Source organism: Salinicola aestuarinus (genome assembly GCF_003206645.1).
Taxonomy (GTDB): Bacteria; Pseudomonadota; Gammaproteobacteria; order Pseudomonadales; family Halomonadaceae; genus Salinicola; species Salinicola aestuarinus.
In genome coordinates this window covers 1-24,553 of the sequence record NZ_PZJP01000017.1, presented here as the reverse complement: position 1 = coordinate 24,553, position 24,553 = coordinate 1, and the positions used below count along the sequence as shown (strand labels likewise).

Below are 24,553 nucleotides of genomic sequence, written 5' to 3'. Positions count from 1 at the left end.
AACTCATGATTGACCGTTTAAATAACCGTTCACCATTCACACTGTTCGGTGGCATCAACGTTCTCGAATCTCGCGATATGGCCCTGAAGGCCTGCGAGCATTACGTCGAGGTCACCAACAAGCTCTCCATCCCCTACGTATTCAAGGCGAGCTTCGACAAGGCCAATCGCTCTTCGATTCATTCCTACCGCGGTCCGGGCATGGAAGAGGGGCTCCGGATTTTTGAAGCCGTCAAATCCGAATTCGGCGTTCCCGTCATTACCGATGTCCATGAAACGTGGCAGGCCGCACCAGTGGCCGAAGTGGCGGATATTATCCAGTTGCCGGCGTTCCTGGCGCGTCAGACGGATCTGGTCGTTGCCATGGCAAAGACCGGCAAGCCGGTCAATATCAAGAAGCCGCAGTTCCTGAGCCCGGCACAGGTGCTGAACATCGTCGAGAAGTTCAAGGAAGCAGGCAATTCCCAGCTGATGCTGTGTGATCGCGGCACTTGTTTCGGCTATGACAACCTGGTGGTCGATATGCTGGGCTTCGGTGTCATGAAGAAGGTCTCTGGCGATCTGCCTATCATCTTCGACGTGACTCACGCTCTGCAGCAGCGTGACCCCGGTGGTGCCGCGTCCGGTGGTCGCCGACAGCAGGTCGTCGAGTTGGCAAGTGCCGGCATGGCGACTGGGCTTGCCGGGTTGTTCCTGGAAGCGCATCCCGATCCCGATAACGCCAAGTGCGATGGCCCAAGTGCATTACCGTTGCATCTACTCGAACCGTTTTTGACGCACATCAAGGCGATCGATGACACGGTGAAGTCACTGCCCAAACTTCAAATTGACTGAACCGGTTGTCTCCCATGAAAACTGTCATTGTGATTCCTGCCCGTTACGGCTCCAGCCGCTTGCCGGGCAAGCCGCTCGCCGATATCGTCGGCAAGCCAATGATCCAGCACGTCTACGAGCGTGCCAGCGCTGTAAGCAACGTGGATGCGGTATGGGTCGCCACTGACGACCAGCGGGTCATGGATTGTGTTGCCGGCTTCGGCGGAAATGCGGTCATGACCTCTCCCGATCATGTTTCGGGCACCGACCGTCTGGTCGAGGTGATGCAACAGGTCGAGGCCGATCTCTACATCAACGTGCAGGGCGACGAGCCTTTGATTCGCTCGGGCGACCTCGAAAATCTGGCTGCGACGATGCAAGACGTCGGGCCGGACGTTCACGTCGGTACGCTATGCCATCCGATCTCTCATGAGGAAGCGCAGAGCCCGAACAGCGTCAAGGTCGTGCTCAAGGAAAACGGTGACGCGCTCTATTTCAGCCGCTCGCCGATTCCGTTTCCTCGAGAGCCGGCCGAAGCGAGCTTTTTGAAGCACGTCGGCGTTTACGCCTATCGTCGCGACGTGCTGGAGCAGTACGGTCGTCTTGCTTCACCGATGCTGGAGCGATCCGAGGTGCTGGAGCAGTTGCGCCTGCTATACGCGGGCATGACGATCCGCGCCGTCACAGTCGAACCGACGGGGCCGGGTGTGGATACGCCGGAGTGTCTCGAGCGCGTGCGCGCCCATTTCCTGGGCCAGGAGTACGCGCCGGCGAATCCGCTGGCCGGTGTCCGGCTGGTCATTACCGATGTCGATGGCATCCTGACCGATGGCCGTTTGCACTACACCGAAGCCGGTGAGACGACGAAGACGTTCCATGTCCGCGATGGCTTGGGTATCAAGATGTTGATGGCGTGTGGTGTGCAGGTGGCCATACTGTCCGGTCGTGATTCCCAGACATTGAGAAAGCGTGCCGCGGACCTGGGTATCGAGCACGTGCTTTTCGGGGTCAAGGACAAGGCGGCCGCCTGTCGCGCCCTGCAGGAGCAAGCCGGGGTTTCCCGCAAAGAGACCGCATGTCTCGGGGACGATTCGATAGATCTACCCGCGTTTGGCGCGTGTGGATTGAGTTTCACGGTGAGCGATGCCCCGGACTATATCGCCAGCGCGGCCACCGGCGTGCTGCCGGTCGCGGGGGGAGCGGGCGCCTTACGCTGTCTGAGTGACAGAATTCTGGAAGCTCAAGGGAATGCTGATGTGTTCCGATCCATAGAGGGCTACAGTCGGGTCATGAACGTGATGGCGCAGTAACGGGAAACGGCGTAGTTAAAACTAACAGGGGAGAGCCGCCATGAAGCGAGTGTTTCAATATCCTATTTGGCTGGGCGAGCTTTTCACCGGTGCCAAGTCTTTCAAGGCTAACCCGCTGCTGGGTAGCGAGCGGCTCAATCGCTACGGCTTGCATGCAGCTCGCGTTTGGTCGGCGTACTGGATGACTCGGTTGCGTATGGTGACGCTGGCTCCTGGCGTGCCCAAGGCCGATCGTGAACAGTTCCAGCGTTACGGTTACGTACTCAAGGAAAACTATCTTTCCGATCAGCAGTTTCAAGCGCTGGTCGGGGAGATTGGTGCCTTTGAGGGCGAGATCCGCGAGTGTTGCCAGGGCGATACCAACACGCACCGGATTCTTCTTGCGCCGAAGGTCATCGATCAACTGCCGACCGTCAAAGCAGTACTGGAAGATTCCAAATTGAAGCGGCTGTTCCGTTACTGCGCAGGGCATGCCCGCTTACCGATCTGTCATATCGAGAACGTGCACAACGGTAGCCGAGATAGCATGACGGAGCGCGATCCGCAGAAGAACCTGCACGTCGATACGTTCCAGCCGACCATGAAGTTCTGGCTCTACCTCGAAGATGTCACAGACGACAATGGCCCATTCGTGTTCGTGCCCGGTTCCAATCATCCCCATCGCGAGCGTTTGAAGTGGGAATATCAGATGAGCCTGCGGGCGAAGGAACATGCGGATCGCTACACGGCGCGGGGCTCGTTTCGGGTAAGCCAGGAAGAGGCTGAGCGATTGGGCGAGGGCGGGCCAAAGCCGTTTCGGGTCAAGGCCAATACGTTGCTGATCGCCAATACCTTTGGCGTGCACGCTCGGGGCAACGCTGAACCGGGGAGTTCTCGCCTGGCACTATGGGGTATGAGCCGGACTAATCCTTTCCTCCCGTTACCGGGGTTGGGGTTCGGTTACTTCAACCGACTGCAGTATCGCGTGCTTCAGCGCATGCGTCAGCAGGAAGATGCCAAGGCTGCAGCCAAGGGTGGGCAGTCATCCTGGCATGTGATCGATAGAAAGAAACTGTAGCCCTCATTCCACTGGCTTGTCGGGTGCAATTGAAAAGGCAGTGGAGTCCTGATTTGGTTTTTAGATAGATGGATATGTTGTCTTAAATGAAAAAACGGTTTTTAACATTTTTGCGCTCGATGATTTCCAGCGATATTAAAACACCTGTTCAGAATGCTAGAGAAGCAAGCCCTCTCCCTGACGGTGCCATTAGCCGCTCTACGGGATTGCCAAATTTCAAGATTGAAGCCGATGCCGAATCCAATATCATCAACTTGGAGGGTCTTGATAAGGCACGTGGGAGCCTAAGGATCGGTGGGGTGGGTAATGAGATTTCAGTTGGTAAGCGCGTCTCCCTGAATTGTCACATCCGGATTCAGGGTAAAGGGAATCGCCTCCATATTGGTGATGACTGCAACCTGAGGGGCCAGATACTGATCAAAGGAAATTCCCAAACGGTGAGTATTGGCGATTCGACGACCTTCCAGACGGTTTATCTGCTTTGTCAGGAAGGGTGCAATATTACAGTTGGCCGACATTGCATGTTTTCACGAGAAATCGAAGTTCGGACCACTGATGCTCACTCACTCGTAGACATATCATCGGGAGCCCGTCTCAATAAGCCTCAGTCGATAGTCATCGGTGATCACGTGTGGGTGGGACTGCGTGCTTTGATCAATAAAGGGGCATTCATCCCGGATGACTCGATCGTAGGTGCGGCTGCCTTCGTCAACTCGGCTCACGAGGAATCGCATACCGTGCTGGCAGGGGTTCCTGCAAAAGTCGTGAGGCGGGGTGTCACTTGGAATCGTGGTCGTAAAGAGAGTTTTACCGAAGCAGAGCTATTAGATTGGTGATGGCCGGGTCAATCGAACGAGGATTGTGTCTCCTGAATTCACGACCAATTATTGTCCAGTCGTCGATCGATGTGGTGGTTGATATGTAATATTTAGATGTATTTTATTTATTAAAGAAATATTTGTTGTTAGCTTTGATTCTCCTTGGTTGACTCGCCGTAAGCTTCGATTTGACTTGAAGTGTCGACACTGTATTAGGCTTCCCTACTGCGCTTAGACCAAAATACTCAAAGTATGCTTAAAACGACCTAGTGCTTCCTCCAAGCTTGGTTTTGGTAGCTCAAGACCAACTCTAGACGAGTCTGTTAGAATGGTGCATCGTTCAAAATGCGCTTGGTCCAGAAAGCGCGACTAAATGAATCAGGTCGTAAGGCGGGAAGTGGTGCGCCCGCTACAATTACATGGAGAGGCGTGAGTATGAAAATTGCAGTCGCCGGGACGGGCTACGTTGGACTCTCCAACGCCATGCTGTTGGCCCAGCATCACGAAGTGGTCGCTGTCGATATCGTCGCTGCGAAAGTGCAGATGCTCAACGACGGCATGGCGCCTATCGAGGATGCTGAGATTTCGGCCTTCCTGGCACGAGAGGATCTTCGGTTTTCGGCGACACTGGATGCAGAGTCCGCCTATCGTGACGCCGAGTTTGTCATCATCGCCACACCGACGGACTATGACCCGGTAACCAATTATTTCAATACGACAAGTGTTGAAGCGGTCATACAGCAGGTCATGGATGTCAATCCCGTGGCCACGATGGTCATCAAATCGACGGTGCCCGTGGGTTATACGGTGGAAGCGTCGACTCGTTTTGGGACAGAAAACCTCATTTTTTCTCCTGAGTTTCTTCGGGAGGGGAAGGCGCTATATGACAACTTGCATCCTTCTCGCATTATCGTGGGTGAGCGCTCTGCACGTGCCGAAACTTTTGCGGAGATGCTGAAGCAGGGGGCAGTCAAGCAGGAGATTGATGTTCTTCTAACCAATAGTACTGAAGCCGAAGCCATCAAGTTGTTTGCCAATACCTACCTTGCCATGCGGGTGGCGTACTTCAATGAGCTGGATACGTATTCTCAGACGCTAGGGCTGGATGCCAAGCAGATCATTCAGGGGGTCGGGCTGGACCCGCGTATTGGTCAGCACTACAACAATCCCAGCTTCGGGTACGGCGGCTATTGCCTGCCGAAGGACACCAAGCAGCTTCTCGCCAATTACGAAAACGTCCCCAACAATCTGATTGGGGCCATCGTCGATGCCAACCGAACACGTAAGGATTTCATCGCGGAAACGGTAGTCGCTCGCAACCCCAAGGTGGTGGGCGTTTACCGTTTGATTATGAAATCGGGGTCCGATAATTTTCGAGCCAGCGCCATGCAGGGTGTCATGAAGCGCATCAAGGCCAAGGGCATTGAGGTCGTCGTCTACGAACCGGTGCTCAAGGCGTCGCACTTCTTCAACTCCGAGGTTTTCGCGGATCTTGAAGCCTTCAAGAATCGCTGTGATGTCATTCTCGCTAACCGGTTGACCGAAGAGCTGGCCGATGTCAGTGACAAGGTCTATACGCGAGATCTGTTTGGCGGTGATTGATCGTTTATACGCTCGCTATAGCGACTGAAAAGCCACCTTCGGGTGGTTTTTTTGTTTATTGGCAAGCTCTTTCTATCGACGCAGTGGTGACTACGACGTCGTCCTCTGCGCTTGGAGAGTCGGTGGTGCCGGTAAGTCCGAAGCAGATAGGAGGTAAATCGAAGGAGTGGCCGTGGAAGAACGCATGGTAAACGGCTGCTTTGGTATGCACCGAAGAAGGTACTTGAACCTGCCGAGAAGCCGGGTGCCGACCGCTTGGGTACCGGCGAGACGACTCAGATTAACTCTGAGCTTGTCGTTATGAGCCATCATGGACGGCTATGGCGATCTCTCCAGGCAAGCGATGATACGCCGCTATCCCCAGCGGGCTGCTTCTGGGCCGCTACGAATTCTGTGCTGCGATGACTCGGCCGACACTGGCCACACGGTAGGGGGATGAGTCTGCCGACAACGCCCTCCTCGGTGCCACGCATAGCCAAAAAAACCGCCCGGAGAGGCGGTTTTCTATGTCGGGGTGATCATCCGATCGAGGGCCGGCTCACTGCGTGCGTGCTTGCCACTCGGTCTCCAGCGCATTCAGCACGTGGTCGACTTGCAGTCGGGTGTGGTCGCAATTGAGGAAAAAGCGCAGCCGCGCACTCTTTTCCGGCACCGCCGGATGCAGTATCGGCTGGACGTTGATGTCGTGCGACAGCAGCGCATCCGATAGCCCCGCGGCGAGTACGGAGCTGCCCACGATGATTGGCACCACGGCGACGCCGATGCTGTCGCCGACGTCGAAGCCGCGGGCCTTGGCCTGTTCGAGGAAGTAGCCGGAGATCGCGTGCAGCCGGTGTAGTCGCTCCGGCTCGTCTTTCATCACCGCCAGTGCGGCCAGCGAGGGGCCGGCGACTTGAGCCGGCATGCCAACGCTGTAGAGAAAGCCCGGCGCGAAGTAACGCAGCATCTCGATCAGCTCGCGGCAGCCGGCGATGTAACCGCCGCACCCCGACATCGTCTTCGACAACGTTCCCATCCAGATATCGACATCCGTTGACGGCACATTGCAGTGTTCACGAAGACCCAGCCCGCGCTCGCCGAGCACGGCGAACGAGTGCGCCTCGTCCACCATCAACCAAGCCTGATGGCGCGACTTGATTTCGACAAATCGCCCGAGGTCTGGGGCATCGCCATCCATGCTGTAGAGCCCTTCGATGACCACGAGAACCCGCTCGAACTGATGGCGGTGCCTGGCCAGCAGGGCGTCTAGCGCCTCCGGGTCGTTGTGCGAGAAGCTCATCCGGCGCGCGCCGGAAAGCTGGGCGCCGACCACGGTGCTGTTGTGGATGTACTCGTCGTGAAGCAGCAGGTCCTTCGGTCCGAGCAGATACCCTAGCGTCGAAACGTTCGTCGCGTGGCCGCTGACGAATACCACCGCCTCTTCAACCTCGTAGGTATCGGCGAGAGATCGCTCCAGCGCCTGATGAATCGGACGTTCACCGGAGACGGGGCGGCTGGCGGAGACCGAGCTGCCATAGCGGTTGAGTGCGTCGATGCCGGCCTGAACCACTCGTGGATGGTGCGCCAGGCTCAGATAGTTGTAGCTGGCGAAGTTGAGCCGCTCACGCCCCGCGATCGTCGTAGTGGCGCCCGCGGTGCCCTCATGGACCTTGAAGAACGGATCGGGAATACCGAGTCGCTGGCCGCCTTCGCGCATCATCTTGAGCTGCTGGTAGCCAGGGTGGCGATCGAACCGCGTGAACCGCTCATCGACGCCCGGCCCGGCAGGGCTCGGGGTTTGTGACTCGTCTGGGCGATCTTGACGCCGCTGGCGGGCCTGCTGGAGCAGGCGTTGCTTTAGCGTCTCTCTGGATTGACTCAAGACCGGGCCTCCCCGGTCGGATTACCGCTTGGCAATTCGTTGACTCCATGTTGGGCCGCGAGGTTCTCGAGCGCGTCGTCCTCGCCGTGCTCCTCGCCGTCGCCGCCGAGCTTGAGCATCAGGTAGTCGCAGAGCTTGGCGAGCGTTCCCGCTTCGCTCAGCACCATGACCGGTACCTGGATGCCGAGTCGAGACTCCAGCGCTGTGACCAGCTCCACGCCCATCAGCGAATCGAAGCCCATGTCATAAACCGACTTGTGGATGTCGATCTTCTCCTCGTCGATCAGCAGGATCTTCGCCAGTTCCTTGCGCAGCACGCTGATCAGTGTGTCGAACAGCGCCTCCGGGGCGAGACTGGCCAGCAGACGCTGCAGATCGTCGTCGCCTTCGTCGCCGCCATCGTCTGGCGCCGTCCGCGCGATCTCGCGATACCGCGGGGCGCTCGCTGTCGGCAAGAACTTCGCGAGCGCTCGCCAGTCGAGCTCGAGCACGCCGAGCGAGGGAACGTCGGCAACCAGCATACGCTCGAGCACATCGAGGGCATCGGCGGCGGTGAGGGCCTGGCCACCAAGCCGCTCCTGCAGGCTGTCGCGGGTCTGGGCGTTGCGCGCGAGGAAACCGACATCCTCGATCGCGCCCCAGCGGACAACCGTCCCCGGGCGACCGACAGCGCGCCGCCGCGCGCCGAAGGCTTCCAGCCAGTGGTTGGCGGCGACGTAGCTTGCCTGTCCAGGGTTACCGAACAGCGTCGTCGCCGAGGAGTAGACGACGAAGAAGTCGAGCGTGTCATCGGCGGTGAGCGCATCCAGGTGGCGAGCGCCGTCGATCTTTGGCGCCATGGCGCTGCGAATTCGCGCCTCGTCGAGATTGCGGATGAGACCGTCATCGATGACCGTGGCGGCGTGGACGATGCCCTTGACCGGCCCCGCAGCGCGAGCCTCGGCCAGCACGGTTTCCAGTGCGGCGGGATCGGTGACGTCGCAGGCACGGGCAAGTACGTCGACGCCCTGTGCCTCGAGCCGCGCAACGCCCTCGCGTGCCTCTTCGGTGGTGGCACCGCGGCGCCCCACCAGCAGGAGGTGGCGCGCGCCCTTGGCCGCGAGCCACTCGGCGGTGGCCAGCCCGAAGCCACCGAGGCCGCCGGTGACGACGTAGCTCGCCTCACTGTCCAGCGTCAGTGCCTGCGGCGCTGTTGGCGCCGGCGCCACCTGGGGCGGGCGCTCGTACGTCACCACCACCTTGCCGATCTGACGAGCCTGCTGCATATAGCGGAAGGCTTCGACCACGCGGTCGCTGCCGAAGGCCGTGTACGGCAGCGGCGAGAGCGTGCCATCGGCGAATAGCGCCATCATCTCGCCAAAGAGTGTGCCGGTGAGGCGGGGTAGCTCTCGCATCAGCTGGTCGGAGTCGACACCGAAGTAGCTCAGGTTATTGCGGAACGGACGCAGCCCGACGCGTGTGTTCTCGTAGAAATCGCGCTTGCCCAGCTCGACGAAACGGCCGAACGGGTTGAGCACGCGGAGGTTCTGATTGATCGCTTCGCCGGCCAGTGAGTTGAGAATGACGTCGACCCCGTCGCGGCCATCGTCGGCTCCGCCAAGGGCGTGTCGCTCGCTGGCGAAATCGTGAAGGATCTCTTCGGCGAAGGTGAGACTCCGTGAGTCGTAGAGGCGCTCGACACCCATCAGCCGCAGGAAGTCGCGCTTCTCCGACGAGCCGACGGTAGCGACGATATCGGCGCCCAGCCAACGGCCGATCTGGATCGCCGCCAGGCCCACGCCGCCGGCAGCGCCGTGAATCAGCAGTCGCTCGCCAGGCTGTAGCCGCGCCAGATGCTTGAGCGAGTAGTAGACGGTAAAGAAAGTCGTCGGAATCGTTGCCGCCGCTGCAAAGCCGATCTCCGCCGGAATAGGGGCGACAGCGTTGATATCGGCGATGAGCCGGTCGCTGAAGCTGGCCGGACCGAAGCCAACGACCGCATCGCCGGGTTTGAGCGTGGAATCGCCGTCGCCGACGCGGACCACCTCACCGGCGAACTCCAGACCCAGCGTCGGGCCGGCGAAGCCGTTCTCGATCGCTTCGTCGGAAAGCAGACCGAGCGCGTACATGACGTCCCGGAAGTTGAGACCGGTCGCCTTGACGGCGATCTCGACCTGACCCGCCTGCGGCGCTGCCAGATCGTGGGCCATCCAGCGCAGATGCCGGAGCTGGCCCGGCAGTTCGAAGCCAAGACTGACGGCACGGCCCTCAGCGCTTTCGAACGACTCGTGACGTGTCGGTGCGGCAACCCCCGGTGCGGCCTCGAGCCCCAGACGCGGCACCCAGCGGTGGCCGGCGGTATCGAGCACGATCTCCGTTTCGCTATCCGGGGCGCCCAGCTCGAGCGTTAGCGCCTCGAGCAGCGCCGCGGTGGGCTCGCCCATCGGCAGATCGAGCAGCGTGACGCGACGCGCGCCCGCCTCATTCTGCAGCGAGCGGCCGAAGCCCCATACGGCGGCGTCCTCGGAGAGCGAAGTGAGAGCCGCGACGTTCTCGGGTAAGGATTGGGCCGACGCGGTGTCGTCATTCGCCGACGACGAGGTCAGCGCGTGGCTACCGAGTGCACCCACCGCGGCGGCACCGACGGAGAGGGCAACGACATCGACGGTCTCATCGGCCAGTGTGGCGGCGACACCCTGAGTGAGAATCCAGAGCGCCGCATCGCTACCGGTGGTGTCGAGCTGTTGCAGCCACTCGGCCGCCAGCACACAGCGCGACTCCGCATCCTGCCCGAGACCGCGGAGGTCGATGACGTGGCTCGCGCTAGGCGTCTCTGCCTCGGGCCCGACAAGCGCAGCGGGCCGCATGGCGCCTTTGACCGTTCGGCAGGTCTCGCCGAGCTGTTCCAGGTGTTCGCAGAGTGTCCTGGTGAGGGCCTGCGTGGCATCATCACCCACCAGCAACCAGTGACCTGCCTCGATCGAGCCGTCGTCTTCGTGTTCGCGGCGCGCCCCTACGGGAGCCTCGGTGGTGATCAGTTTGAGACCGCCATGATCGCTCTCCAGGTCGTGGATGACGGTCTGACGGTATCCCAGCGCCTCCAGCTGGCGTTGGGTGGCGCCGAGCGTCGCCGGGACGCATTCAGGCGCCGCTGCCAGCGTCAGGAAACGCTGCCAGTCGGCGCGGCTCGGCGCCAGTAGCGCAATCTGCGCATCGGCGGCGAGACGTTCCGGCAGCCAGCGGAGCAGCGAGTCGATCTCCTGCTGGGTGGCATCGAGGGTGATCAAGGCCACGTTGGCGCCCATCGTAGCTGCAGCGTCGTCAGTCGGCGTTACCAGTTCGACGCGGGCATCGTCCTCGGCGAGCGACTGAGCTTCGTGTAGCGCTCCGGGACGCAGTCCGACGAAGGCGAGCGCTGTACGATCGCCCTCCAGCTCGCCCATCAACCGCTCGCCAAGCTGCGGGCGATAGGCCGAGGCCTCCAGGACTCTGAGTCGCTGATGCGGCGCTAGCAGATCCAGGGTGAGACGGTATTGGCCGCGCCAGGTGTCGGCGAGGGCGTACCAGCCACGTTCACCCACCGTGGCCTGGGTCAGTCGGGTAAACCGCTCGGCGTCCAGGCCGAGAGCGTCGCTCTCCAGCGCGTCATCCAGCCAGTCATCGAGGTGCAGCCCCAAACGACCGACACTGTGTGTCAGAGCGGCGTAGTCCGGGTAGTCGCGAATCAGCAGATTCCAGACGGTGGCGGCATCGATCTCCGGCGGTGCATTGAGCTGCCAGCCGGCGTCGGTCGCCTCGACGATATCGATGGCGTCGGCCAGCTCCACCAGCGCGCGACGGCGTTGGCGCTGCTCGACGCTGCCACCCTCGAATTGACCGGCGGCAATCTGACCATCGGCGTCCGCATGGGCGCGCAGCGACTGGTCGATGAACGCGCCGATGAGGGTATCCAGCAGCGGTTCGACCTCGTCGGCGTAGCGGCTGCCGGTCACCTCGCGGTAGTGCGAGACCAGCTCACTCAGGGCGATTTCCGCGGTGGCGTCATCGAGGGCGAGCTCGGCGTCCTCGCGCGGGGCCGGCACCAATCGATGATCCAGATAGCTCAGGCGATGCTGGGGTGCGTGGCGCAGTCGGGCAGCCTTGAAACGCGCGCCTTCGACGACGGCGATGGCGTTGCCATCGGCATCGAAGATCGCAACGTCCGCGCACAGAGAATGCGGGGCTCGGCTGGTCAGGCGGACTTCCATCGTCGCCGGTTGGCCGGTGTCGGGGCGAACCTGCAGTCGCTCGAGCCTGACGGGGACAAAAGCGAGACCGCCGGCCGCCTTGAGCTCGTCGGCAAGTAACGGAATGAAGAGCTGGAAGGCGCTGTCCAGAATTCCCGGCGCCAACAGGCAGTCGCGCTGATCCTCGGCGATGGCATCGGGCAGGGCGATACGGCCGATGGCACTGTCGCCTTCGATCCAGATATCGCTGACTGCCTGGAAGCCGGGGCCGTACTCGAGCCCGACGTGGGCAGCCATGGCCAGGTGCGTCTCACGGTCGAAGTCCGCCGGACGGGAGGGCAGACCGGCACCGCGGCGGGTGAGTAACAGCCCGCGGCTCTGGGTGGCGACCCGTGCGCGGGCGTTGAGCGACCAGGGGTCGTCACTTGCCGGCTCGCGGGTCTTGATGGCCACGCTGCCGTCGCTGTCATCGAGGGTGAGTCGCAGTTTCTTGCCGTGTACGGCGTCGAGCAGCAGCGGGCTCAGAATCTCCAGCGCTTCGATATCGAGTAACGGCGCTTGCTTCCAGGCGCTGGCCGCGGCCAGCGTCAGCTCGGCGAAACCGGCGCCGGGGAACACGGTGGCGCCGCCGACTCGGTGGTCGGCAAGCCAGGGTAGCCGATGAGCGTCCAGCTGGCTCTCCCACGCCAATCCCTGTTGCGCCAGGCGATAGCCGAGCAGCGGATGTTCGTAGTGCCGAGCCATCAGGCCCTGGGCGTCGCCGGTGGCCGAGGTCCAAAAGCGTTCATGCTGCCACGGGTAGTGGGGCAGATCGACGAAACGTCCGGTGACCGGGAACCATGCCGCGGGCGATACCGCACCGCTGACCAGGGTGGCGGCGAGCGTGTGCTCGACGGCATCGAGTCCCGAATTGTCACGCGCGAGCGTGCCGGTCACGCTGCCTTCGACGTTCTGGGACGCGAGGGCTTCGGTCAGATAGCGGCGCAGAATCGGCTGGGCACCGAGTTCCACGAAGGTGCGAGCGCCTGCTGTGATCAGAGCGTCGACCGCGGGGGCGAACTGTACCGGCTCGCGGATATTGAGCCACCAGTACTCGGCGCCGAGCTCGGTGCCGGCGATTTCCTGTCCGGCAACGGTCGAGTAAAACGGAATGTCGCTCGGGCGCGGCTGTAGATGGGCTAGCGCGTCGATCACCGGTTCGTGGATCGCGTCCATCGCCGGGCTGTGGAAGGCGTAGTCGAGCGCGAGACGCTTGGCGAAGACCCGCGCGTCCTGTAGCGCTTGCTCGAGCTGGGTAAGCGCCTCCACGGGGCCCGCCAGCGTGACGCCCTTGTCGCTATTGACGCCCGCCACGACGATGGCCGAGTAGGCCGGGTCGTCGAGCCAGGTGCGCATCGCTTCGTTACCGAGGCCGACGGCGGTCATGCCACCACTGCCGCGGGTGCGACCCTGACCGGCGCTGCGGTGAAAAATCACGCTGACAGCGTCGTCGAGGGTCAGCGCGCCGCAGGCCCAGGCGGCAGCGACTTCGCCGACGCTGTGGCCGGTAACGGCAGCGGGGCGAACGCCCTCGGCGGCAAGCAGACGGGTCAGGCCGACCTGCAGCGCGAAGAGCGCAGGCTGAGCGATCTCGGTGCGTTGCAGCCGGTCGCCGCTGCTCGCCTGCTCGAACCGCTGGTTGGCGCCGGCGAGTTCGTCCCGCAGGGAGAAGTCGGCGTGACGCTGAAACAGCGCATCGACCTCGTCGACGGCAGCAGCGAACACTGGCGAAGTCTCGAGCAGCGCTTCGCCCATGGCGGTCCACTGACAGCCGTTACCGGTGTAGACGAAGACGGGGCCCAGGCCGTGAGCGTCTTCCTTTTCATGATGTCGTTCTACGCCCTCACCGATGGCAGCGCCGGCGACGGTTTCACCGGCTGCCAGGGCATCAAGGCGCGTGATCGCCTCCGCCGAGCTATCGCTGAAGAGCACGGCCCGGTGGGGGTGGGTGTCACGGCGAAAGACCAGGCTGTAGGCCGTATCAAACAGGGAGGCATCGCCTTCGGTCAGGCGGTGGCTGATACGCCCTGCGAGCTCGCGCAGCGCGTCCGGCGAGCGGGCGCTCAGCATCAGCGGCAGACGCTCGCCGGATGCTTGTGAATCGGGTGACGTGGTCGTTGCCGTAACGGGCGGCGCCGATTGGAGCAGCACGTGGGCATTGGCCCCGCCAAAGCCAAACGAGTTGACCCCTACGTTGAGCGTGCCCTCGGTCTTGAGAGGGCGGGCGCTGTCGACGATATCCAGATTCCAGCCGTCAAGATCGATCCGAGGATTGATCTTGCGAATGCCGATGGTCGCTGGCACCTCGCGCTCTCGCAGCGCATAGAGCGCCTTGGCGAGGCCGGCGACGCCAGAGGCGGTTTCGAGGTGGCCGAGGTTCGACTTGACCGACCCGATGGGCAGACGGTCTTTGCGCTTTTGTCCGAGCGCCTCGCCAATGGCGCGTGTCTCGAGGGGATCACCGACCGCGGTGCCGGTGCCATGGGCCTCGAGATAGTCGAGATCGTCAGGCGTCAGACCTGCACGCTCAAGGGTCTGCGTCATCAGCGCGACCTGGGCGTCGGCATTGGGGACGGTCAGGCCTTTCTTGTGGCCGTCGGTGTTGACCCCGCTGCCGGTCACGACGGCAAGAATGCGGTCGCCGTCGGCGACCGCCTTGTCGTAATCCTTGAGCAGGAAGACGCCGCCGCCCTCGGAGCGTACGTAGCCGTCGCCGTCGGCGTCGAAGACGCGGCAGCGACCGTTGGGCGAGAGCATGCTCGCCTTGGAGAAAATGATGAAGCCAAAGGGGTGCAGATGGAGGCTGATGCCGCCGGCCAGCGCCATTTCCGTCTCGCCGCTGCGGATCGACTGGCACGCCTGATGGAAGGCCACCAGTGAAGATGAGCAGGCGGTATCCATCGACATGCTAGGGCCGTGCAGATCGAACACGTATGAGATGCGGTTGGAGACGATGCTGGAGGTATTGCCGGTGGCCGTCGAGGTGTCGATCGAGGCCATGTCGTCGGCCATGCGATAGGAGTAGTCAAGACTGGCGACACCGATGTAGACGCCACAATGGCTCCCGCGAAGCGTCTGCGGCGGAACGCCGGCGTCTTCCATCGCTTCCCAGGTCATTTCCAGCATCAGGCGCTGCTGGGGATCCATTTGCGCGGCTTCACGCGGCGAGATGCCAAAAAAGGCGGCATCGAACCCGGAGATGTCGCCAAGGCTGCCGGCGGCGAACGTGTAGCTGGTCCCTGGATGCTGCTTGTCCGGATGGCCGAAGGCGTCATGCCCCCAGCGGTCCTCGGCGACCGAGGTGACGAGGTCCTCTCCGGTCTTGAGCGCTTGCCAGAAACGTTGAGAAGTCGGGGCGCTCGGAAACCGGTGAGCCGCACCGATGATGGCAACGCGTTGGGTCATTGGGACTCCTTGCTCCGTAGCTCAAGGGCTACGCCTTGCTTTGTTCGCATCGTATTCAGAGGGAGCTCGTCCAGAATTCAGGGGAGGGAGCGGGACAGCGCCCGAATCCGCGGTCGGACGCCATGCAAGGCCGTCCTCGGCTGTTGCTCTCTATCCACCTGTCTCTTGAATCGCCTCTCACGCTCGGCCGATGATTCTGTCGTAAATGGTTGTGCCCAGCTTATCGGCTGACAGGGTCCTGCGCACGTTATCGCCGCAAAGCGAGTGGCTCTGCCAGATGAAATAATTGGTGAGACCGTCCGGCTCACCGTGACGGGCATAGACTTTCGGCATGATTGGCACGTGGTCGCCGTAAAACGCCAGTATCCCATCGCGGTCGCTCGCCAGCAGGGAGGTCTTGAGCGCTGCCAGCATACTATCGGTATTGCCTAGATGCCTCAGATAAACCGTGAGGTCTTCGCAACCCTCGGTAACGCCGCCTTCCAGCCACCGCTCGGCGACCGCCGGATCGGGTGTTTCCAGATGCAGCGGTCCATGGTTTTCCATGCTGATGACGAAGACGAACAGTGGCGCATCGGTTGCCTCCAACTGTTCGTGAACCTTCCTGGCGAGCGCGAGATCGCCAATGTACTGTCCATCCCGGTCCTTGTCGTCGAAAGCGGCAATGTCGATGAATTCGTCGAAGCCGAGTCGGGGGTAGACCCTGTCCCGCAAATAGAACGTGCCGGGATAAGGATGCAGGCAGACAGTGCGATAGCCAAGTGACTTCAGCGCGCGCGCGAGGTTGTTGACCTCTAGCTGCGAGAGCTGATGGTACGGATTGAAACGATGGGCGCCCAGCGCCTGGGCGGTGAGGCCGGTGAGCACGGCGGACTCGGTACGCACCGTGTTCGCCCCCCAGGCGGGGACTTCGAGACGGCCGCTTTGAACCGAGTCGGCCATCATGGCATCGAAGGTTTCCAGCACGTCGTGCCGAATCGACGAAAGCCATTCTCGGGGGTCGAAGAATGACTCGCTCTGCACCAATACCAGGTGAGGCAGTGCCGTCGGCGTCGTGAAGGGCGTCGGGAACGCTTCGCGATTATCGGAAAGATCGATGGGCGCGCGGGTCATCAACCCGTAGGCCCACAGGTAAGGATAGAGGCCGAAGCGTTCGAGGTCGGTGAACGGCTCCAGCGTGCAGCGAGGCAGGCGCGGCAGGCAGAGTGCCAACGTCGTCACGGCGCTCGCGACAATGGCGAACGTGACAAAAAGACTCCACGGTCCTTGCTCGCGCCCGAAGAGCGAGGGTTCGAGCCAGAATCCGATACCGATCGCGATGGCTCCGGCAATCAGCGAAGCGATGGTCAGTCCCACGCCAAAGAAAGGAATGTAGAGCCTCGGATGGCGCACCGCATCGAGGAAATACTCGAAGTCCTGGCACAGGAAGGGCTCGCGCAGTGACGCCGACTTGGTGTTGTTGACCTGGATGACCACCATCTGCAACGAGGCCGCGATGACCACGGCGAACCCCGGGCGCTGAACGATCAGCAGCCAGAAGGCGAAGTGCAGCACGGTGGTCGCCAGATGCACCGCGATCGCCGGGCGCTCGCGTCGCCAGAGCAGGCGAGGGCGAGGTTTGAGCAGCGTCTCGAACAGGGTCGTCACTGCGAGTGTGGCGACGATAGCCATTAGCAGGTCAGTCATGTGGGCGCTCTTGCCGTGGAGACGAGGCGTCGCGTGTTGCCGCCGGCGGTGCGTAATCAAGCCAGGCCAGCAGGCGTTGCGACACTGCGGCGGGCAGGACCGCCAGCCACCAGCAGCCGAAGTCCAGTGGAAACGGGAAGCTCACCCGGGCACGGTTGCGCGCTGCACCCGCGGCGATGCGCCGGGCGGCACGTGCCGGCTGCCACAGGAAGGGCTTGGGCCCCGGCATGTCGTGGCACATCTTCGAACTCACATACCCGGGCATGACCACCGTGACGCCGACACCGCTGGGGGCGAGCCAACCGCGTAGCCCCTCGGCGTAGGCTTTGACGCCGGCCTTGCTGGCGCTGTAGCTCGGCGTCAGCGCCAGGCCGTGGTAGGCGGCGAGTGAACTCATGAAGACCAGCTGACCGTGGCCCGTTGCCCGCATGCGCTTGCCGAGTTGGTTGCCCATCGCCATCGGCACGCGCAGGTTGATCTCGAGCAGACGGCTCGCATCATCCCACGCTTCGCCTTCGCCGAACTCGCCGATGTTGATGTTCATCCCCGCGTTGACGATCACCAGATCCGGTGGTGAAGGCTCGCACAGTGTATCGAGCCAAGCGTGCAGCGAGACGTCGTCGGTGAGATCGACACACGAGAGCGTAACGTCGGCACCCCGCTCACGGCACTGGCTGGCGACATCGTCCAGCACCGCCTCGCGGCGGCCGTGCAGCGTCAGATGATTACCCGGCACGGCGTAGTGCTGGGCCAATGCGGCACCAATGGCACCGGTTGCCCCGGTGATCACGATTCTTGTCATGAAGTCATGTCAGCCATGCGGTTCCCGGTGTGAGTCATGAAGGTGTGCGGTGTCATCGGTGCAACGTTCCTATTTCGTCCATGAGCTGCTCCAGCGGCGAGCGGTCGCGCTGCATCGACTGCAGCGCGTTCTCGGCGGCAAGCTCGATACCCGGCCGGCAGTAGAAACCGCCATTGATCTGCACGGTCTGCGCGACCGTGCGCCGGTAGGCCCGGAAGAGTTCCGGATCGGGTTTTGAGGCATTCTGCCAGAATGTGTCGAGCTTGCCTTGATGCGTCAGGCCCGGCATGTCGTAGATCGGTGATGCGAGCGTGTACGTGGGGCAGTTGAAGCCGAGCGCTACGTTGCCCGCGGTGCTGTTGACCGTGACCAGGCCGCTGGCGCGTTGGAGCATCTGTTCCAGGTTGCCGCCCTCGAGATAGACCAGGCGGTCGCCCAGATCGTACTCGCGGTTGAGTACCTCGATCAGCCGTGCATAGTGCGCAAGGCCCATGTCGAGCGGGTGGTTCTTGATCACCAGCCGCGCGTTGGCGGGGGCGTGGAAGGCGAACGAGGCCGCTACCTTGCCAATCACCTCCTGCATGTTCTTGAAGTCGGAGTGATAACGAATCTGGGCGTCGCTCTTGAGCTGCAGCGGCAGTAGGTAAAACGGCGCGTCGTCGGCGAGCAGCGCTTCCATCCGCCGTTGATCGCGACGTCTGAGATACGGCATGCGCGCCTCGCGCAGCAAAAAACCCGCGTACTCCAGAGGGGCGGTGACCAGCGCGTGGTTACGATAGTAGGGGTGCAGAAAGGGGTTGGCCGCGCCGGCGAGATGGTAGAGCACATCGTGGCGAGCGCGGGTCTTGAACTGGTTGGGGAACGCCTGCGGGCGGCCCACGCTCGGCAGCCGCTTGCCTGCCTCGCGGTACCAATCCGGGTCTTTGGGCAGCAGTGAGTGGGCGTTGACGCCTTCCCGCTCCAGCGTGACCCAGTAAGGGCGAAAGTAGCCCTCCTCGAAGACATGATTGCGAATGCCTCGCTGGCGCGCCGCGACGACCGCACGTCGGTGAACCGGGCGGCGATCACCGAACACCACCTGGTCGGTGATGCCCTCACGCTCCCAGAGTCTTGCCAGGTAGCCTGGGATGTCCTCGATATGGCCGCGATAGGTCCGCGTGCCGCCGAGATGCCAGTAAAGGCTGTCGCCAGCAGTGAAATTGACCTTAGTGACCCGATGCCCAGCCGCGATCAGACGCTCGCCCAGACGGTTGAAAAACGGCGAGCAGACGCCCTGCAGCAGCAGGAAATGCTTGCGCGATGATGATGGCGTTTGGGCAGTAGCAACCACTCACACCCTCCCTGAAAACAGGTTGCGGTAAAGCCGGTAGAAGCGAACGCGTGCGGACAGCCCGCGCCGGCGTGAACGCTGCTGATGAACGAGCTCGATGGCGGTGTCGGCGTTGCAGAATTCGCCGCTGGTCGGGTCGACGTAGGTCGGGTAGAGCAGCAGGGCCCCGGCGATGAGCGCATCCAGCGAGAGTGTGCGTTGACGGCGGGGCGCTTTGAGGCGGTCACTGGTCAGCCCCCAGCCGGCATAGAAAGGCAAGCCGTGGGTGTGGACTTCGACACCGCGCATCAGGCCCTCGAAGCCAGTCAGAGAGCACATGGTGTGGATCTCGTCGGCCGCGTCGATGAGATCGATGATATCCGCATCCCTGGCCTCGCGATCGAAGAGTCGGCGGGCGTCGTCATCGATCACGCCGACCCGCGCGCCGGAAACGACGTCCGGATGCGGCTTGTAAATGATGAAGGCATCGGGGCGCTCGGCGCGTACCGCTTCCAGCAGCGCGCGGTTCGTGCGCACCACCGGCGACCCCTGAGCGATGGAGGCGTCGGTTTCCACCTGGCCTGGCACCAGCACGACTCGCCGCGCGCCGAGGGTCTCGCGGCTAGGCAGACTCGCGCCGGCGGCGGCCACGTTGTACTTGGAGAGCTTGAGCGCGATCAGTCGTTCCCGGAGCGTAGCGGCGCGAGCCAACAGGGCCGTGTCGAACTCGGCGTTACCGAGTAGCCACTCGAGATCGCTTTCGTGATTGGCATCGTAGTAGAGCCCGCGGGCGTCAAATGCCAGCGATAGCGGCCGGGTCAGATCCACGCCCAGGCCCACCGAGCGGATGAAGCCATCCTCCATCCGCCAGAGGCGCAGGTTGTGCCGTCGACAGTAGTGCCGTAGGGCGTCGTCCGCTTTCTGTCCCCACACGACCAGACTGTCGCACGCCTGAGCTTCTTCATCGGTGGGGCAGGCGTGGGAGGTGAAGCGCACGCTGGACGCTGGGCCCAGAAAATCGCGAATGAAAGCCCGCTTCCAGCTCGAGAAACCCACCGCGAGCCAGTGGCCGGCGAGTCGATCGCGCTGGCGCTTCTGGTCGCCGATCAGGTCGATCGTTGCCTCGAGCGTCGAGACTTGGCCGGTATAGGGGTTGGCGTAGCGGCAGTATCGCAGATAAGCCGCGGCGAAGAGCTCGTCGCGGCTACGCGTTCGCCGTCGACGTTCGCATGTCTGGGTGTCTCGTGTCAGCCCCCAGCCGGCGTAAAACGGCAGGCCAAAGCATGAGACCGGTTTGTCAGCCATCAGCGCCTCGAAGCCAAGCTGACTGGTCACGACATAGACTGCATCGACCGCGTCTATCAAGGCCCAGGGGTTGAGGTCCTCGCCGATGAGGCGACAGCGCGGGTGGGCTGCGGCATCGGTGAGATAGCCCTGCTTGCGCCCGGCGATGACGTCCGGATGGGTCTTGATCAGAATCTCGGCGTCGGGGTGCTCATCGATCGCGCGGTCGAGCATCGTCTGGAATGCCGCAGCGTCGGCAAGACCGTGGGTGATCGACGCGTCGTCCCGGGTCTGGTCCACGACCAGCACTCGCGAGTGCTCTGCGGTTGCCAATGGCCGGTCGGGCGCATGGTTGTACTTCGACAGTCTCAGCGCACGAATGCGCGCGATGGCGGCGGCGGCGCGCTCGAGCTCGGCGTCATCGAAGATCGCTTCGTTAAGCAGTTGCTCGAGGTCGGACGGACGCGTGGCATCGTAATAGATTCCGCTATGGTCGACCACCAGACTCTGCGGCTGAGAGTAGTGAACGCCGAGGCCGAGCGAGCGCAGAAAGCCGTCTTCAATGGCGACATAGGGTACACGGCGCTGGGTCGCCAGACGCCGGGCCTTGACCGAGGTAGGTTTGAGGCCCCAGCCGAGAATGGCATCGACAGCGTGCTTTCGGCCCGGGGTCAGGCGGACCTGACGATCGAACTCCGGCAGCAGGCAGGCAATGATATGCCAGCGTTCCAGGCCCTTCGATAGATAGCCGGCCACACGGGGGGATGACGATCGCGGCGCGGTCGAGTCGTTAGGCATGGGAGAAGAGGCGGCGTTGTCCGGTCGGTCGGCGAAAGGGATGGCTAAGCTACTCAAGTTCAGGGTTTTAGGCAATCGGCCTTCCAGTATACCGCACGCGGGCCGACCGGTTTTAGCGTCCTGGACGCGCGTCGCCACAAGTCGTTTTGCATTGCGTTACGTCGAAGACCCTCCGTGGCTGCCAATGTAAGCAATCATTTCTTTGTAGCAACTTCGCAAGCTCGGGTATGACAAAGCTGCGACTCGGGACCCGTTGAGACGAGGATTTAAATCAGGGTCCTAACGACTCCCGCATGATGAATCCCCGCAATCGCAGTGGGCCAATTCTCCACGTGAGGGTTGAGTTTGCCGCATCCCCGATACGTCTGCACGCCCGCCATTTCGTCGTTTTGGCGAATAAAAAGCCTTCATTTCAGCGATTTGCCGGCCATCAGGATTTTCATGACGTGATGCGCCGCAAGACTGACGGCGTTCCCTTTCGAAGCAGCAACGCCGGGCGAATGATGAGTTACAAAAAGACACAAACGACGAATTTAGCGTTTGACTCACCGACCCGAACCAGTCGAAAAAGAGCCTCGAGAGCACCGGTCGGCGCTTCAGCAAGCTCGTGCACAGTGGTCGTGACTCGAACTTGTTGGCTTTTGGTTAAGCGCCAAAAAAACACGCCAATCCCGTCAGCATGAGCGGCGTCACGCTGGCGGGTGGGCGATACGTTTTGGCCAGGCCATCGGTTTTCGGGACAGGCCATAGGTTTCAGGGAAACAGGGGGCGCGATGGAGTCGGCAACGATGACGATGGGGATGGACGCTTGGCTTAGCGTGGCATGTGTGTTCGCCGTGCTCGCCGCGCTGATGCTCACGCGCATCGCCTCCGACGCCATTCTGATGGCCGCAATGACCTTCCTGATCGCGACGCAGGTGCTCACGCCCGGCGAGGCGCTAGCGGGCTTCGCCAATACCGGGGTCATGACCATCGCCGCGCTTTACGTGGTCGCTGCCGCGTTGAAAGAGACCGGTGCGATCAACTGGGTGGCGACGCAGCTGCTCGGCCAGCCCGGCACGTTGCGCCGTGCCTACTGGCGGGTACTGCTGCCGGTATCGTTTCTGAGCGCGTTTCTCAACAACACGACCGTGGTCGCGATGTTTATTCCTGCGATTCAGGACTGGTCGAAGCGGCTCAAACTGTCGCCGTCGAAGCTGTTACTGCCCCTGAGCTACGTCGCGATCCTCGGCGGCACCTGCACACTGATCGGCACCAGTACCAATCTGGTGGTGGACGGACTGCTGCAGAGTCAGTGGAATCGCTCGCTAGGGATGTTCGAGCTTACCGCGATCGGACTGCCGCTGTTGCTCGTGGGCGGCGCCTTTCTGCTGCTGTTTGCCGACCGGCTGCTCCCCAAGCGCGAAGGCGTGGCCGAGCAGCTCGACCAGGTGCGCGAATACGGTGTCGAGGTAATGGTCGACAGCGGCGGCCCGCTGGTCGGCAAGCGCATTGCCGACGCGGGGTTGCGCCATCTTCAGTACGGCTATCTCGCCGACATCCAGCGTGGACACGATCTACTGACCGCTGTGCCACCGGAGACGCGATTGGAAGCCGGTGACATTCTGGTCTTTATCGGTGCGCCGGCCTGCGCTCGTGAGCTTCGGCAGATTCGCGGTCTGACGCCAGCCAACGGCAGCGTCGACAAGCTCGCGGTGGCGACACACCGCCGTTGTCTTGTCGAGGCCGTGATCGGTCCTGACTTCGCCGGTATCAATCAAAGCGTGCGCGACAGCCGCTTCCGGTCGCGCTTTCAGGCGGTGATCCTGTCGATCTCACGAGGCGGGCGGCGTCTCTCCGGCAAGCTGGGCGATGTCCGTCTGCAGATCGGCGATACGCTGCTGCTGGAAACCGGTGAGGCGTTCGTGGCGCAGTACCGCTATCGCAAGGATTTTCTGCTGGTCAGCGCGCTCAACGACTCCACTCCGCCGAACTTTCACAAGGCGCCGCTGGCCATCGCCATTCTCTGCCTGATGGTCGGCGTCAATACCCTGGGGCTCGTCTCGATTCTCGAAGCCGCGCTTGGCGCCGCTGGTGCGATGCTCGCTACCGGCTGCCTCACCATGGGCAAGGCCAGACGCTATCTGGACCTCTCCGTACTGATCGTCATCGCCTCGTCGTTCGCGCTGGGGATCGCCATGACCAAGACCGGCGCCGCTGAGCAGATAGCGGTTTGGCTGGTCGGCGGGGTGGTCTCGCCGGTCGTCGGGCTCGCCCTGGTCTACGGCCTCACCGTCTTCTTCACCGAAGTCATAACCAACAATGCTGCCGCGGTGCTGATGTTTCCCATCGCGATCTCCGTCTCGCAGCAGCTCGGTGTGGATCTGATGCCCTTCGTGATCGCGGTCACCATTGCCGCCTCTGCCAGCTTCATTACCCCGCTGGGGTATCAGACGAATCTGATGGTGCTTGGCCCTGGGGGCTATCGCATCACTGACTACCTGCGTCTGGGGCTGCCGCTGAGCCTGCTGACTGCGGTGACCACGCTCTCGCTGGTGCCGCTGATCTGGCCCTTTCATCCATGACAGGCAGCCCGGTTCGCCAGGCCACCGAGCGTGCCCGCTCTCGACCTACGACAGGAATCCGACATGTGGAATGACGCAACGCGACAGACGCTGCTCGACGGTGTGAAAACCGCGGGGGACATCGTGCTCGACATCTATCACCGCGACTTCGATGTCGAGACCAAGGCCGACGCCAGCCCATTGACCGAGGCGGATCTCGCCGCGCATCGCGCACTGGTGACACTGCTCGAGACGGTCGAGCCGTCGCTGCCGCTGCTGTCGGAAGAGTCGGAAAGCGTCGATTACGCCGAGCGCGCCAGCTGGTCGCGCTACTGGCTGATCGATCCGCTCGATGGCACCAAGGAGTTCATCAAGCGCAACGGTGAATTCACCCTCAACGTGGCGCTGATCGAGGACGGCGTGCCGATCTTTGGCATCGTGCACGCGCCGGTGCTCGGCATCACCTGGTGGGGTGAGCAGGGCGTGGGGGCCTGGAAATCCATTGACGGTGAACGCCTGCCGATCGCGCCGCGGCCGCTACCCGTAGCGGACGGTGATACCTGGCGCGTGGTAGGTAGCCGTTCCCACGGCTCCGAGGCGTTCGAGGCGTTCTGCGCTGGGCTGCCGGCCCATGAGCGGGTGTCGATGGGCAGCTCGATCAAGCTCTGTCTGGTGGCCGAGGGGCAGGCGGACCTCTACCCGCGGCTGGCCCCCACCTGTGAGTGGGATACGGCTGCCGCGCAGGCGGTGGTGACCGCCTCGGGTGGCGAGGTGCTCGATGCCAACACCCTGGCCCCGCTTCGCTGCAACCGCGGCGAAAGCCTGCTCAACCCGTTTTTCATCGTCTGCTCACGGCGCGACTCGCGTTGGGAGTCGGCGCTTGCCTCGGCGCTGAACTGATGTCGATGGCGCGAAATTCCCCTGACCTTTCATTCGGAGACTGCGGCATGTCGGAACTCGTTCCCACCCGTCAGACCCACCTCAAACAGCTCGAGGCGGAGTCGATTCATATCATCCGCGAG

General features: G+C 62.4%; 13 protein-coding genes. 7 read left to right on the top strand and 6 right to left on the bottom strand.

The genetic code is table 11. The features are described from left to right. Positions 1 to 5 precede the first annotated feature (5 nt). The 5 genes from kdsA to DOM41_RS15490 all read left to right on the top strand — a co-directional run bounded on the left by kdsA (position 6) and on the right by DOM41_RS15490 (position 5,599). On the top strand, positions 6 to 833 hold the full coding sequence (kdsA, locus tag DOM41_RS15505; RefSeq protein WP_110688038.1) for a 3-deoxy-8-phosphooctulonate synthase: 828 nt from the start codon (positions 6 to 8) through the stop codon (positions 831 to 833). A gap of 14 nt (positions 834 to 847) precedes the next feature. Continuing rightward, entirely contained in the window at positions 848 to 2,122 is a 1,275-nt protein-coding gene (kdsB, locus tag DOM41_RS15500; RefSeq protein WP_110687768.1) for a 3-deoxy-manno-octulosonate cytidylyltransferase, read from the top strand. Between the two features lie 40 nt (positions 2,123 to 2,162). After that, positions 2,163 to 3,179: a phytanoyl-CoA dioxygenase family protein gene (locus DOM41_RS15495; RefSeq protein ID WP_110687767.1), complete on the top strand. Its 1,017-nt coding sequence runs from the start codon at positions 2,163 to 2,165 to the stop codon at positions 3,177 to 3,179. Between the two features lie 86 nt (positions 3,180 to 3,265). After that, the gene (locus DOM41_RS17585; protein WP_157956955.1) at positions 3,266 to 4,015 is read left to right on the top strand and encodes an acyltransferase; all 750 of its coding nucleotides are present in this window, start codon (positions 3,266 to 3,268) and stop codon (positions 4,013 to 4,015) included. 417 nt (positions 4,016 to 4,432) lie between these two features. Then, a complete protein-coding gene (locus DOM41_RS15490; RefSeq protein ID WP_110687766.1) occupies positions 4,433 to 5,599 on the top strand; it encodes a nucleotide sugar dehydrogenase in 1,167 nt (388 codons plus the stop codon). Between the two features lie 538 nt (positions 5,600 to 6,137). Here the strand turns inward: DOM41_RS15490 and DOM41_RS15485 are convergent. From DOM41_RS15485 to DOM41_RS15455, 6 genes are all read right to left on the bottom strand, one after another. Further along, positions 6,138 to 7,460: an aminotransferase class I/II-fold pyridoxal phosphate-dependent enzyme gene (locus DOM41_RS15485; RefSeq protein WP_110687765.1), complete on the bottom strand. Its 1,323-nt coding sequence runs from the start codon at positions 7,458 to 7,460 to the stop codon at positions 6,138 to 6,140. Further along, positions 7,457 to 15,109, bottom strand: coding sequence for a type I polyketide synthase (locus DOM41_RS17820; protein WP_245391875.1), 7,653 nt, complete (start codon positions 15,107 to 15,109; stop codon positions 7,457 to 7,459). The genes DOM41_RS15485 and DOM41_RS17820 overlap by 4 nt, the downstream gene beginning before the upstream one ends. A 177-nt stretch (positions 15,110 to 15,286) precedes the next feature. Continuing rightward, entirely contained in the window at positions 15,287 to 16,795 is a 1,509-nt protein-coding gene (locus DOM41_RS15470; protein WP_110687764.1) for an LTA synthase family protein, read from the bottom strand. Then, a complete protein-coding gene (locus tag DOM41_RS15465) occupies positions 16,788 to 17,597 on the bottom strand; it encodes an SDR family NAD(P)-dependent oxidoreductase (RefSeq protein ID WP_110687763.1) in 810 nt (269 codons plus the stop codon). Before DOM41_RS15465 ends, DOM41_RS15470 begins: the two co-directional genes overlap by 8 nt. A gap of 52 nt (positions 17,598 to 17,649) precedes the next feature. Continuing rightward, complete coding sequence (locus DOM41_RS15460; RefSeq protein WP_110687762.1) at positions 17,650 to 18,927, bottom strand: capsule biosynthesis protein; 1,278 nt, start codon at positions 18,925 to 18,927, stop codon at positions 17,650 to 17,652. Further along, on the bottom strand, positions 18,928 to 20,988 hold the full coding sequence (locus DOM41_RS15455; RefSeq protein WP_110687761.1) for a capsular polysaccharide biosynthesis protein: 2,061 nt from the start codon (positions 20,986 to 20,988) through the stop codon (positions 18,928 to 18,930). Positions 20,989 to 21,776: 788 nt separating this feature from the next. Between DOM41_RS15455 and DOM41_RS15450 the strand changes: the two genes are divergently transcribed. Both DOM41_RS15450 and cysQ read left to right on the top strand, forming a co-directional pair. Further along, positions 21,777 to 23,552 (top strand): SLC13 family permease, encoded by a 1,776-nt coding sequence (locus DOM41_RS15450; protein WP_342588159.1) that lies wholly within the window; start codon positions 21,777 to 21,779, stop codon positions 23,550 to 23,552. Positions 23,553 to 23,615: 63 nt separating this feature from the next. Then, a complete protein-coding gene (gene cysQ, locus DOM41_RS15445) occupies positions 23,616 to 24,431 on the top strand; it encodes a 3'(2'),5'-bisphosphate nucleotidase CysQ (RefSeq protein ID WP_110687760.1) in 816 nt (271 codons plus the stop codon). Positions 24,432 to 24,553: the final 122 nt, after the last annotated feature.

Excerpts from the sequence above, each read along its gene's own strand:
- kdsA (WP_110688038.1), top strand. The coding sequence starts at position 6 with ATGATTGACCGTTTAAATAACCGTTCACCATTCACACTGTTCGGTGGC.
- kdsB (WP_110687768.1), top strand. The coding sequence starts at position 848 with ATGAAAACTGTCATTGTGATTCCTGCCCGTTACGGCTCCAGCCGCTTG.
- DOM41_RS15495 (WP_110687767.1), top strand. The coding sequence starts at position 2,163 with ATGAAGCGAGTGTTTCAATATCCTATTTGGCTGGGCGAGCTTTTCACC.
- DOM41_RS17585 (WP_157956955.1), top strand. The coding sequence starts at position 3,266 with ATGAAAAAACGGTTTTTAACATTTTTGCGCTCGATGATTTCCAGCGAT.
- DOM41_RS15490 (WP_110687766.1), top strand. The coding sequence starts at position 4,433 with ATGAAAATTGCAGTCGCCGGGACGGGCTACGTTGGACTCTCCAACGCC.
- DOM41_RS17820 (WP_245391875.1), bottom strand. The coding sequence starts at position 15,109 with ATGACCCAACGCGTTGCCATCATCGGTGCGGCTCACCGGTTTCCGAGC.
- DOM41_RS15470 (WP_110687764.1), bottom strand. The coding sequence starts at position 16,795 with ATGACTGACCTGCTAATGGCTATCGTCGCCACACTCGCAGTGACGACC.
- DOM41_RS15465 (WP_110687763.1), bottom strand. The coding sequence starts at position 17,597 with ATGACAAGAATCGTGATCACCGGGGCAACCGGTGCCATTGGTGCCGCA.
- DOM41_RS15455 (WP_110687761.1), bottom strand. The coding sequence starts at position 20,988 with ATGCCTAACGACTCGACCGCGCCGCGATCGTCATCCCCCCGTGTGGCC.
- DOM41_RS15450 (WP_342588159.1), top strand. The coding sequence starts at position 21,777 with ATGACGATGGGGATGGACGCTTGGCTTAGCGTGGCATGTGTGTTCGCC.
- cysQ (WP_110687760.1), top strand. The coding sequence starts at position 23,616 with ATGTGGAATGACGCAACGCGACAGACGCTGCTCGACGGTGTGAAAACC.